The sequence below is a fragment of the Nonomuraea sp. NPDC004186 genome, assembly GCF_053603495.1.
This window is the reverse complement of record NZ_JBSGFQ010000013.1, coordinates 129,488-141,484: the sequence shown is the minus strand read 5'-3', so window position 1 is coordinate 141,484 and position 11,997 is coordinate 129,488. Positions and strand designations below refer to the sequence as shown.

Here is an 11,997-nt window from a genome sequence, read left to right as displayed (position 1 = left end):
CGTCTGGATGCCCGTCGAATGACGAGCGGGGGCTGGATCAGCCGGTGTCGCCGCCGAGCAGCCCGGCATGCCCGACGTCGACGCACAGCAGGCCGAGCAAGATCCGCAGGGTCGTAGTCTTGCCCGAGCCGTTCGGGCCGAGGAAGCCGTGCACCTCACCGGTGCGTACGGTGAGATCGTGCCCGTCCAGGCCTTTGGAAGGTTTTGACCTTCTTGATGGCCTACGTGCAGCTATGGCCGGAATATTTACAGCATCTCTACACCGGACCCTGAAAGCGCTCGGCAGCCCGCCGGCAAGCGAGGGCAGACCCGTGGCAGGTGAGCATTGATGTGCGCCGATGTCCGCTTCGGGAAGCAGGAGGTAACGGGGAGACTCTGTGAAGGAGGCCGGTGATGGTCGGACCAATCGTGGTCGGCGTGGACGGGTCCAAGCCATCGAGCGCGGCAGTCGAGTGGGCTGCGGCCGATGCCCAGTGCAGACGAGTGCCACTGAAGGTCGTGCATGTGTGCGAACGGTGGCCGGACGGCATCGACGGCCGGAAGTACTGCCTCGGCACACTGGAAGCCGCTGTTGACAGCGCTCGCGCGGTGGGCGGCGATGTCGAGGTGAGCTCTGAACTGCTCGACGGCAACGTAGTCGAAGCACTGATCGGCCAGTCGGCGTCGGCAGATTCCCTGGTGCTGGGCAGCCGGGGATTGGGGGGATTCGCCGGACTGATGCTCGGCTCAGTCTGCCTGGGCGTCGCGGGCCATGCCGCCGGGCCGGTCGTCATCGTCCGCGCACCCGCCGCTGCCGAGCATGGCCAGATCGTGGTCGGGGACGACGGCTCCGAAGCCGCGCGGGAAGCCGTGGCGTACGCCATCGAGCAGGCTCGTGCCCGCCGCGCCCGCCTGCTCGCTGTCTACGCCTGGCAGGCACCGATCGTCTCGGCCTACGCCCCGGACTACGGCAACCTGCTGGAGGACTCGTTCCAAGAGGAGGCCCGCACGGCTCAGGAGCGGGTGATCCGATGGCAGAAGAACCACCCTGATATCGAGATCACAGACCAGCAGGTGCGCGAGCACCCGGTACCAGCGCTCATCAAAGCCTCCGCCACGGCGGACCTGGTCGTGGTCGGCTCGCGCGGGCTGGGCGGTTTCGCCTCCGCAGTACTCGGCTCGGTGAGTCACGGCGTGCTCCACCGCGCTCACTGCCCGGTCGCCGTGGTACGGCCACGTGGCAAGAAGTCATGAGCACCCGGGAATGCCGCGCAGGCGTACGGCGGTGACCTTGTACTCCGGGCACGAGGTCACGGTGTCGGCATGATCGGAGGTGAGGGCGTTCGCCCGGCTGGACGAGAAGTGGAAGGTGCAAAAAAGCTGGCCCGGCGTGACCTCCTCGGTGATCCGTGCCGGAAAGGTAGCCTGCCCGTGCCGGCTTTCGACCAACACCGTGTCGCCGTCGCGGACGGCATGACGGGCGGCGTCGGCGGGATGCAGGTCGAGGTGATCCGAAGGGTCGAGCTCGATGGTGCCGGAGCGCCGGGTCATGTTGCCGGAGTTGTAGTGCGCCCACCGGCGGCCCGTGATCAGGATCAGAGGGTAGTCGTCGTCAGGGCTTTCGCCCGGCGGCAGGTAGGGGCGGGCGGCCAGGTGCGCCAGCCCGTCCGGCGTGGCGAATCCGTCCAGGTAGAGCTTGGCCTGCCCGGGCTGTTCGGGATCGGAGCACGGCCAGGGGATGGCGCCTTCGCGGTCCAGCCGCCGGTGGGACACCCCGGCGAACACCGGCGCCACCCGGCCGCATTCGGCCAGCGCCTCGTCGGGCGTCGGGCAGCCCAGGTCGGCGCCGTAGGCGGCGGCGATCGCGTGCACGATGGCGAAGTCCGTGCGGGCCTGGCCGGGCGGGGCGAGAGCGGGCCGTACGCGCTGGAAGCGCCGGTCGAAGTTGACGAAGGTGCCGTCCTTCTCCAGCCAGGACGCGGCGGGCAGGACCACGTCGGCGTGGCGGGCGGTCTCGGACAGGAACAATTCCTGGCTGATGACCAGCGGGCAGGATTCCAGGGCCTCGATGACCCGGTTGGTGTCGGGGTCGGTGGCGCACACGTCCTCTCCGATGATCCACAGGGCGCGCAGGGCCCCTGAGCGTGCCGCCGCGAACATCTGCGGGATGCGCAGGCCGTCGTGGTCCGGCAGCCGCGTGCCCCACACCTGCTCGGCCCGCCCGCGCGCGACGCGGTCGGTGATCCGGCCGTAGCCGGGCAGCAGGTCGGGCAGGGCGCCCATGTCGGAGGCCCCTTGGACGTTGTTCTGCCCTCTGAGGGGGTTCACGCCGAACCCGTGGCCGGTGCCGACCGCGCCGCGCAGGATCGCCAGGTTCGCCAGGGTGCGCACGCCGTCGGTGCCGTGCAGGTGCTCGGTCACGCCGAGCCCGTAGACGATGGCCGGCCGCCTGGCCATCCCGTACAGGCGCGCCGCGGCGACCAGATCCTCCGCGGGTACGCCGGTGATCCCGGCCACCCGGTCGGGCGGGTAGTCGGCGAGTACCGCGGTCAGTTCCGGCAGGCCGGTGGCGCGGTACCGCAGGAATTCCTCATCGGCCAAGCCCTGCGTGAGCAGCACGTTGGCCAGGCCGTTGAACAGGGCGACGTTGGTCCCGGGGCGGGGCCGCAGGTGGACGTCGGCGTAGCCCGCGAGCCCGACGGCCCGCGGGTCGGCGACGACCAGCCGCGTGCCGTGCAGCACCCGCTGGAGCAGCCGCGCCCCGACGACCGGGTGCGCCTCGACGGGGTTCGCGCCCACCACGAGCAGGCAGTCGGCACGCTCCACGTCCTCGAAGGCGTCGGTGCCGCCGGACAGGCCGAACGAGGCGGTCAGCCCGGCGGCAGACGGCGAGTGGCACAGCCGGGAGCAGTTGTCGACGCTGTTGGTTCCGATGACGACCCGCATGAACTTCTGGATCAGGTAGTTCTCCTCGTTGGTGGCCCGGGCCGAGGTGATCGCCGCCACCGCGTCGGGGCCCGCCTCGCTCACCGCGGCCCGCAGCCCGCGAGCGATGTGGGCGAGCGCCTCATCCCAGCTCACCGGCTCCAGGCCGGAACGGCGGCGCAGCAGCGGCTGCGTGAGCCGCTCAGGAGAACGCAGGAATCCGTGGGCGAAGCGGCCCTTGACGCACGCGTGCCCCCGGTTGACCGGGCCGTCCTTGGCCGGGCGTACCGCGGCGACCTCGCCGTCACGGGTCAGCACGTCCAGAGCGCAGCCGACGCCGCAGTACCCGCAGGTGGTTCGCGTTCGGGTGAGCGTGGCCAGGTGAGTGCCGATCGGCAGCCCCGGCTCGGTGAGAGCGCCGGTGGGGCAGGTGTCCACGCAGCCGCCACACGCGACGCAATCCGATTGCGCCCAGGGGCCACCGGTGCCGGGGGCGACCACGGTCTCGGAGCCGCGCCCTACCAGCGTGAGCGCGAACGTGCCCTGAACCTCGGCGCACATGCGCACGCAGCGGCCACAAGCGATGCACAGATCCCGGTCAAGATGGACGAACGGATGCGTGTGGTCCTGGCCTCTTCCGGCGCCGCCTTCAGCGGCTTCCGGCCCGATACCCAGGGTCCGGCATACCCGCGCCAGTTCGCCGTCCCCGTCCAGCGCCTCGGGTGGAAGCGCTGAGACGATCAGCTCCACGGCGTCATGCCGCAACCGGCGCAGGTCCTCTTCCTCGACGCTCACCTGGGCGCCGTCCACCGCTGGCGTCACGCAGGCCGCCACGACCCGCCCGTCGAGCCGTACCAGGCACGCTCGGCAGGAGCCCACGGGCGTCAGCCGGTCGTCATGACAGAGCGTGGGCAGATCGCGACCCGCCACCCGCACCGCCAGCAGCACCGAGGCCTCCTCCGGGAGATCGACGACGGCGCCCTCCACTGTGACCCTCATCCGCCCCACCCCCGCAAACGATCCCCGTATGCGCGGACCAGGCTCCGCACCGCATGCGGCAGCCGACGGCCGAACGCACACAAACTGGCCTCGCCCATCACGTTCAACATGCCGGCGTACGCGTCGCCGGGCGGAAGCCCGGACCTGACCTGTTCCAGTCCGCGACGGGAGCCGACCCGGCAAGGCGAGCAGGCGCCACAGCTCTCCGCCGCGGCGAACGCCCACACATGTCGCAGCACGTCCAGCGGCTCCAGCCGCCGCTCGACGGCCACCAACCCGGCATGACCCAGCGCGGCACCATAACCCGCCAGCCCCGCCTCCGTGAGCGGCACATCAAGATCCTCTTCTGAGAGGAACCCACCCAGCGGGCCACCGACCTGCAGCACGCCGAGCTCGACCTCCTCGCGCAAGCCGCCGCCCAGCTCGGTGACGATCCACCGCACCGGCACGCCGAGCTCGACCTCGTAGCAGCCGGGCCGGGCGAACCGCTCCGACAGGCAGACCAGCTTCGTACCGGTCTCACCGGGCGTCCCTCGGCGGGCGTAGGCATCGCCACCGCGGCTGACGATCCACGGGACGGCGGCCAGCGTCTCAACGTTGTTCACCACCGTCGGCGTATCCCACAGACCCTGGCTGGTCGGGTACGGCGGGCGCGCCCGCGCACAACCACGACCACCTTCCAGCCCCGCGATCAGCGCCGTCTCCTCGCCGGCGACATAGGAGCCGGCGCCCGCCACCACCTCGATGTCCAGGTCCACGTCGCTACCGTGCACTCCTCGGCCGAGGTGCCCCTCAGTGCGGGCCTGCTCCACGGCCTGCCTCATCGCTGCCAGCGCCCGTGGATACTCCGAACGCACCAGCACCAGGCCACGGCGGGCCCCGCAGGCGAAGCAGGCCAGCGCCAGCCCTTCCAGCACGCGCCCCGGATCGGCCTCCATCAGCAGCCGGTCGGCGTACGAGCCGGGATCGCCCTCGTCGCCGTTGGCGATGACCACCGTGTCCGGCGAGCCGCCCGCCGCCGCCCACTTGGCCGCTACGGGAAAGCCCGCGCCACCCCGGCCGCGCAGCCCGGAGGCCGCGACCTCGGACTGGACCAGCTCCGGCGACCGCCGGCCGACAATATCCACCCACGTCCGCCACGCGACCTCACCTGCCACGATCCCGGCCAGCACTACCGGATCCCCGGTGACATCAGCCGCCGGAATCGGCGGGGCATGCGGCGGAACACGACCGGCCATCTGATCGACGACGTCCGGACCGACACAGGGTGTCTCGCCGTCCAGGCAGGCCGGGCCCGCGTAGCAGTAGCCGAGGCAACGGACCGTCTGCAGGGAGACGTCAGCGTCACGATTGAGATCGTCATCAGCCGTGACACCGAGTACGTCCTGGATGGCAGGCAGATGTCGGCCCGCCTGCGCCGCGAAGCACGCGGTCGCGCCACAGACCCGCACGTGACGTCCTCCATGCGGGACCGCCAAATCCGCGTAGAAGCTGGCGGGGCCCAGCCCTGCCGCCGCAGGCAGCCCGAACCGCCTGGCCACCTCCGGTGCCCAGCTCTCAGGCTCCGCTGCGTGCTCCGCGGCGGCTTCGGCAAGAGCCTCGATCAGGCGGATACCGGGCCGCCCGCGCCGCTCAGCAAGGGCGCGAAATCCATCGAAAGGGTCGCTTCACGAACTTCTTCCTGCCCATTTCCCGGATAACAGACACACACCTCCTTGCCCCTACCTGCGGTTTCTCCGCCGACCGCGCGTCAGGGACCAACTCACAGCAGGGTTGGAAGTTCTGAACGTGCAGACGGTCGGCCGCCTGTGCGCCGCGGCAGCGTAACCGTCGCCCAGGCCCATCCCCAGGACCTTAGGTCAACGACACCATGACCAAGGCCCCTGCTTAACGTGCCTCATCGGGCGAAGAGCGGACATCAGTGGCGGCTACAGGGTTACTCGGCGCCCATCCCGGCTCGTTTGCGGGTCCGGCGTCGAATCAGATAGCGGCGTGACTCGTCCGCGCCCCACACGATGAACGGAAAAGGAAGCAGGAGAAGAAGGTCGCTTGGAGGCAGGGCGGCCGTTCCCAAGAGAGTCTGGAACGGAGGGAGGTAGACGAGGAGCGCCGCAAGGACGAGTTCACCGGCGATGCCCGCGAGCAGGTAACGGTTGGAGAGGATTCCGACAGACCGCAGTGAAGCGTGCTCAGTGCGTACCGCGAAGGCCGTGCCGATCTGCCCGGCGATCATGCCGAGAAAGGTCATCGTCGTCGCCTGCCGGTAGGCGTGGTGCAGGGGATGGCCCGCGCCAGTCGAGGCGCCGGGGTGCCAGCCCGCTCGGATGAGCACGTAGAAGAAGCCGGCCATCTGGAGAACGCTGACCATGGCTCCGAGGAAGAGCCAAGCCCGCAGCAACATGACCCGGCGGATCACGCCTTCCGCCCGGGGCCGTGGCGGACGCGTCATGAGACCGGGTTCGGCGGGCTCGCGGCTCAGGGCGAGGGCCGGCATCGTCTCACTGCCGACGTCGAAGGCGAGGATCTGAAGGATCGTCAAGGGCAGCGGCACCATCCCTCCACTCAGCGCAAAGATGAGGAACGGCGTGACCTCGGGAGTGGCGTGCGCGAAGATGTACACGATGAATTTGCGGACGTTGTCGTAAATGCGGCGTCCTGCCTCCACTGCTGCCACGAGCGAAGCGAAGTTGTCATCGGTGAGCACCATCGTGGCGGCTTCCCGGGCGACGTCCGTTCCCGACCGTCCCATGGCGACTCCGATATCGGCGCGGTGCAGGGCTGGGGCGTCGTTGACGCCGTCACCCGTCATCGCCACGACGTGCCCCTGCTCGCACAGCGCCTCGGCGATGTGCAGCTTCGCCTCTGGCGATGCTCTGGCGAAGATGATTTCGGCCTCGTCGCGCACCAGGTCGCCGATCTGGTTTTCGGTGAGCTGGTCGAGCTCTTCTCCCGTGACGACCCTGGGCTGGTCGCCGACGATGCCGACGAGCTGGGCGATGGCGGTCGCGGTCAAGGGATGGTCGCCGGTGATCACGATGATGCGGATCCCTGCGGTCCGGCAGCGTGAGACGGCTTCGGCCACCTCGGGACGCGGCGGGTCCAGCATGGCGACCAGCCCGACGAAGCACAGATCACGCTCGGCGTCGTCTCGCCGGCGTGGGGGTGCCGCATCTGCCGGCAGGGCGCGTTCGGCCAGAGCGAGAACACGAAGACCGCCGGAGGCGAAGGCGCTGACCTGGGCCGTGATGACGTCCAGATCACGAGCCTCGAGGGGCGCCATGCGGCCCTGCCGATCGAGGAACCTCGTGCAGCGAGGCAAGAGCGTTTCCGGTGCTCCCTTCGTGTGGACGACGAGCCTGTCGTCGCGCTCATCTATGGTCGACATCAACTTGAGCTCGGGATTGAAATGGAACTGCCAGCGACGCGCTGCCTCTCGCGTGGTCACGTCCGGGTCGGCCCCCAGAGCCTGTGCCGCGAGCAGCACGGCTACTTCGGTCGGATCGCCGCTCGGCTCCTTGCCTACCTGAAACTGTGCGTTGTTGCACGCGGCGGCGATGTGCCCCGCCGATCGCAAAGGGGAGCCGGGCGATGCTTCCACTGAACGCGGCTGCGTGCCGTCCAGATCGCAACGGCCCGCCGCCGTCCACACGGCCACCGGACGCATGCGGTTCTCGGTGAGCGTGCCCGTTTTGTCGGTGCAGATGACATCCGTCGATCCGAGGGTCTCCACCGCGCTCAGCCGTTTGACCAGCGCGCCACGTACCGCGAGCGCCCTCACGGCCACCGCGAGCGCCAGAGTGATGACAGGCAGCAAACCCTCCGGGACCATCCCGGCCAGCAGGCCGGCAGCGAAGACGAGAGAATCGACCGGGGAGAGGTGGGCGCCGAACACGGCCGCCGGGATGAAGGCCAGCACCAAGGCCAGCGACACCGCGGCGATGAGCCATGCGATCCGCCTGACCTGCCGTTCCAGCGGGCTTGGCTCCTGTCTGACACGCTCGGACAGGGCCGCGATGCGTCCAAGTTCGGTCGTCATGCCGGTGGCGAACACGACACCTTGCGCTTCGCCGCCGGTGCAGTTCGTGCCGCTGAAGACCAGCTCGTGCGCCCTCAGCACGGGTACGTCGACGTCCAGGATGGAAGCCGATCGCAAGGTGGGGACGGATTCCCCTGTCAGCGCCGACATATCCACCTCGATGGCACCGGCCAGCAGTCTCACATCGGCCGCGACCCGATCACCTTCTTCTATGACGACGATGTCGCCGGGCACCAACTCGGCCGCGTCGATCTCCCGGGTGGAGCCGTCACGAACCGCCTTCGCCCGCTGGGGAATGAACTCCGCCAGCGCCTCCACCGCTCGCTCGGCCTGGATCTCCTGCACGAACGCGAAGGCGGCGTTCAGCACGATGATCAATATGACGGCGACCGCAACAACCAGCGAGCCGACGATCAGCAGCAGCCCTGCTGCGACCCAGAGCAACAGGGCGAGCGGATGGGTGAACTGACGGCCAAGCTCGCCCGGCCAGCGCCGCGCACCCCGTCTGCGCAGCTCGTTTCGGCCGTGTTGCAGCAACCGCCGCTGCGCCTCCGCGCTCGACAACCCGCGACGCGAACTACGAAGATCGCGCAGAAGCAGCTCAGCGGCCTCTTCCGGATCTACTCCGAAGGGCTGGACCCACGGCTGATGCCGGCTCCTCATTGGCTCTGTGGGCTATGAGGTGAGAGACGGCGAATTGCCCGCTTCTCCGCCCACATGCGGTTCCGGCATGGAAGGGGCTGCGCCAGGCGCAGCACCTGTCGAACTCTGCCTGTGGAATGACTCGTAGACATCGATCAACACCCGTCGCTGCCGCTTCGTGATGGTGGCATCGGCCAGGATGGCGGCCGGGACGCTGCCACACTCGCGGCCTGCGAGGGCTTCGAGCTGTGCGCAGAACGACTGGACCGCGATGCACAAGCTGTTGACGAGTGGGCGCAGGACCAAGGCGCATGGCGTCCATCGGGCACGGCTTGCCCGGCTCCAGCTAGAGGCGAACATCTTGGCTGGCATCAAGAGTGGGCTTTGGACAGACCCTGGCAGTCTCGCAGGGCAATCCGATCCACTATCAACAGCGCAGCAACGATCATCGGCTCGCACATAACGCCATCCGCCTCGATTACATACCGTATTGATGTGTTGCAATCTGTGGTATTGCCGGTGCGGCTACTCCGAACTCTGGTCCCATTTCCTGGATTCACCAAAAGAGCGACCAAAGACTGCCACCACTTCGAGGGCACCGGCTCGATCCGCGCAGAGCCCCCAAGGCAGGGAACGATGTGGATCCCACTGCCTGAGCCTGAGGGGTCTGGTTGTGTCGCGGACGAAGGAGCTAGGTGAACTCGCCGAACCTCGTCAACTGGGGCGCGCGAACTGATTGATAATCCTCTGTCAGTGGATCGGCTCTCCGCAGATATGACCGGCGCGAACACCGGCATGAGCCCGCTGATGGTTAGCAGACGTAGCACTCGATCGGGCAGACCGATCAGCTCGAGCGCCACCCCCGAAGCGTGAGCCGTCTCGCCACAGATACGCAGCGCCCTTAGGCCCGACATATCGCAAAAGCTGATGCCGGACAGATCAAGCACAAGTTGCGAACATGCGTCCGCTACCACGGCGTTGACCAGCGTGCTGAGCGGCTCGGCAGTCGCCAAGTCCAACTCACCCGCGATCTCCATCACGGTCACGCCGTCAGACGCCTGCGTGGTCACACGAAGCGGCCTGCACGATTGCGGCAAAGACCGAATATTGGGCGCCAGGTTACCGCCCCGTTTTCCTCGCTCCATTCTCATGAGAGCCCCCGGTATCGAGATTGAACTACAAGAATGCTGACATTTCGCACAGGAGAGCCCACAGGGCCGAAGGTCCCGATGATGGCATCCAAACGACCAGGGACTGGCTGACTGCCCCTTCATCAAGCAGGGATCCGGCCCGCCCTGGCGCGGGTGTGCGATACAAAGCCGCCGTCCATCGTCCTTGCAGTCCCGACTCGGACGAGCGGCTGTCCGGCATCCACGGGTTGCTGGATGTACGAGGTCTGCGCCCACCCTTGCGAAAGGGTGGGCGTGGGCTTGCCGACTACCTGAGGTAAGGGTTGCGCCGGACGATGGGAAGGTTGCCGAGTCCAAGGGTGGCACCGGCGTTGGCGAGGGCGAGGCCGACCAGGACGACGGCGTACACGATGTGCTCGTCCATGAAGGGATTGTTGGCCAGGGGCAGCTCGGCCGCCCACATGAGGACCAGCATCAGACTGCCGGTGACCGCAGCAATCCTGGTGCCGACGCCCAGGATCAGCGCCAGGCCGATGCCCAGCAGGCCGGCCATGAACAGCCAGTCCACCCACGCCTGGCCGGCCAGGCTGGAGAATATGCCGCCGAGCGCGTTCTCGCCGGTGCCCTTGAGGAACCCGGCCGTCGGGCTGCCGCCGGAGATCCAGGCGCGGTTGGCCGGGGTGGCGAAGCCCCAGCCGAAGGTCTTGTCCAGGAACGCCCACAGGAAGATCCAGCCGATCGAGATCCGGGCAATGGCCCAGATGTAGTTGACCGGGCGGCGTGCGGTGGCGTCGCCGTTATCCACGATGGACTTTTTGACGGTGGTGGCCATGGCGGCACCTTTCAGCGGGGATTCGTCGTCCTTTGCACGCACCAAGCACACCGCCTGTGTCCTCTTCCCGGCAGTGCCGTACGGCCTGCGGTGCCGGGACCTTTGTCCCGCCAAAGCCAGGCGACACTCCACGCGTCGTCCGGTACGTTCCTCACTCGGCCCGGCCGGCCAGTGAGAAGTAGGCTTCCTCTTCTTGCGCGAAGTGCAAGGTCAGCACGCCATGGAGCCCGTAAGGGCAGCCCGCAGGTCGTCAATCTGCTCCGGCTTTAGCCCGTCCTCCGCGGCGAACTCGACATGGCGGCCAAGCCGGGTCGCGAGCCTGGTGGTCTCGGCATATGCCCTGTTCATGGTCACGGTCACCTCGGCGTCGCCAAGCAGCCCGCTGGCGTAGGGCGCGACGTGCTCGCGGTCGAAGCGGTGCAGCAAGGCGTTGGTGAGCGTCGACGTGCAAGAGATTCCCCTTGCCGGGCGCGGACCGCGCAGCGCGTTGAGGATCACCGCGACATCGACGCCCCTCCTGCAGGAGCGCGCTGGCGGCCGGTGAAAGGGCGCCCAGAGCCGCTCGACACCTGGAGCCTTCCGCCTGGTCAGCTGCCTCCCTGGGACTTTCGACCTGCCCCAGACGGGACCGATCGTCCGCAGAGCGGACATACATGCCGATCGTTCGACCTCGCGTTTCAAGGACCAACGGCACTTTCACGGCCGGAAATCCGGGACTGTCATGGAAGAGAGTTCAAGGAGCTATCGATGCAGATCAGAGTGCATGACGTCATGTCCAAAGATGTCACATATGTCACCCCTGGCACATCCTTCAAGGACGTCGCCGAGACACTGATCCGCCGCCGAGTGGGTGCGCTGCCTGTACTCGACGATGACAAGCGCGTGGTCGGAATCGTGTCCGAGGCCGATCTGCTGCCCAAGGAGGAGTTCAAGGAGCAGTGCACCCGCGAGGGCTACCAGCCGCCAATCCGGGCCCGCTTGCGATGGCGCCTATCGCCGAGCGGCGGCCGGATCATGGACAAGAGGTATGCGAGCACGGTGGCCGACCTCATGACCACGCCCGCCATCACCATCCGGCCGCAGCAGACCGTGGTGGATGCTATTCGGCTGATGGACGAGAACGGCGTCATGTTCCTGCCCGTCGTCGACGGTCATAGCCGCCTGGTCGGCGTCCTCAGCCGCCATGACCTGCTCGAGGTGCTCGTCCGTACGGACAAGGACCTCTCAGACGAGATCCAGAATGACCTCGACCACTTCGCCTGGGTCGACACGTCCCGTGTCCAGGCCAAGGTCGAAGACGGCATCGTCACCCTCCGGGGGCGTACGCGTACCCGCTCCGATGCCGTGCTCATCGCCCACTCCGCAATCCGAGTCAACGGCGTCGTGGACGTGCGCGACGAAATGCTGTGGGACGAGGACGACCTTTAACAGCACTGAGCCAGGCCAGCCGCATC

At 68.0% G+C, this 11,997-nt stretch carries 8 protein-coding genes and 1 pseudogene; 2 read left to right on the top strand and 7 right to left on the bottom strand.

All coding sequences use genetic code 11. The features are described from left to right. Positions 1-46: 46 nt before the first annotated feature. Positions 47-244, bottom strand: a pseudogene (locus ACWEPL_RS13825) (ATP-binding cassette domain-containing protein); the annotation flags it as partial. Positions 245-393: 149 nt separating this feature from the next. Here ACWEPL_RS13825 and ACWEPL_RS13820 point away from each other — a divergent pair. Then, positions 394-1,233 (top strand): universal stress protein, encoded by an 840-nt coding sequence (locus tag ACWEPL_RS13820; RefSeq protein ID WP_452436304.1) that lies wholly within the window; start codon positions 394-396, stop codon positions 1,231-1,233. On the opposite strand, the gene fdhF is transcribed toward ACWEPL_RS13820, so the two are convergent. From fdhF to ACWEPL_RS13790, 6 genes are all read right to left on the bottom strand, one after another. After that, positions 1,228-3,903 (bottom strand): formate dehydrogenase subunit alpha, encoded by a 2,676-nt coding sequence (fdhF, locus tag ACWEPL_RS13815; protein WP_452436303.1) that lies wholly within the window; start codon positions 3,901-3,903, stop codon positions 1,228-1,230. The two genes, ACWEPL_RS13820 and fdhF, sit on opposite strands and share 6 nt — an antisense overlap. Continuing rightward, the gene (locus ACWEPL_RS13810) at positions 3,900-5,510 is read right to left on the bottom strand and encodes an NAD(P)H-dependent oxidoreductase subunit E (RefSeq protein ID WP_452436337.1); all 1,611 of its coding nucleotides are present in this window, start codon (positions 5,508-5,510) and stop codon (positions 3,900-3,902) included. Before ACWEPL_RS13810 ends, fdhF begins: the two co-directional genes overlap by 4 nt. Before the next feature lie 329 nt (positions 5,511-5,839). Then, the gene (locus ACWEPL_RS13805) at positions 5,840-8,602 is read right to left on the bottom strand and encodes a cation-translocating P-type ATPase (protein ID WP_452436302.1); all 2,763 of its coding nucleotides are present in this window, start codon (positions 8,600-8,602) and stop codon (positions 5,840-5,842) included. A 350-nt stretch (positions 8,603-8,952) separates the two neighbouring features. Beyond that, positions 8,953-9,726: an STAS domain-containing protein gene (locus tag ACWEPL_RS13800; protein ID WP_452436336.1), complete on the bottom strand. Its 774-nt coding sequence runs from the start codon at positions 9,724-9,726 to the stop codon at positions 8,953-8,955. A gap of 292 nt (positions 9,727-10,018) precedes the next feature. After that, positions 10,019-10,543, bottom strand: a complete 525-nt coding sequence (locus ACWEPL_RS13795) for a hypothetical protein (protein ID WP_452436301.1) — start codon at positions 10,541-10,543, stop codon at positions 10,019-10,021. 210 nt (positions 10,544-10,753) lie between these two features. Beyond that, positions 10,754-11,041, bottom strand: coding sequence for a hypothetical protein (locus ACWEPL_RS13790; protein ID WP_452436300.1), 288 nt, complete (start codon positions 11,039-11,041; stop codon positions 10,754-10,756). A 249-nt stretch (positions 11,042-11,290) separates the two neighbouring features. Here ACWEPL_RS13790 and ACWEPL_RS13785 point away from each other — a divergent pair, with 249 nt between their 5' ends. Further along, positions 11,291-11,971: a CBS domain-containing protein gene (locus tag ACWEPL_RS13785; protein ID WP_452436298.1), complete on the top strand. Its 681-nt coding sequence runs from the start codon at positions 11,291-11,293 to the stop codon at positions 11,969-11,971. Positions 11,972-11,997 lie beyond the last annotated feature (26 nt).

What these genes read in the sequence shown, in the direction of transcription:
- ACWEPL_RS13820 (WP_452436304.1), top strand. Translation starts at nt 394, where the DNA reads ATGGTCGGACCAATCGTGGTCGGCGTGGACGGGTCCAAGCCATCGAGC.
- fdhF (WP_452436303.1), bottom strand. Translation starts at nt 3,903, where the DNA reads ATGAGGGTCACAGTGGAGGGCGCCGTCGTCGATCTCCCGGAGGAGGCC.
- ACWEPL_RS13805 (WP_452436302.1), bottom strand. Translation starts at nt 8,602, where the DNA reads ATGAGGAGCCGGCATCAGCCGTGGGTCCAGCCCTTCGGAGTAGATCCG.
- ACWEPL_RS13785 (WP_452436298.1), top strand. Translation starts at nt 11,291, where the DNA reads ATGCAGATCAGAGTGCATGACGTCATGTCCAAAGATGTCACATATGTC.
- ACWEPL_RS13795 (WP_452436301.1), bottom strand. Translation starts at nt 10,543, where the DNA reads ATGGCCACCACCGTCAAAAAGTCCATCGTGGATAACGGCGACGCCACC.
- ACWEPL_RS13800 (WP_452436336.1), bottom strand. Translation starts at nt 9,726, where the DNA reads ATGGAGCGAGGAAAACGGGGCGGTAACCTGGCGCCCAATATTCGGTCT.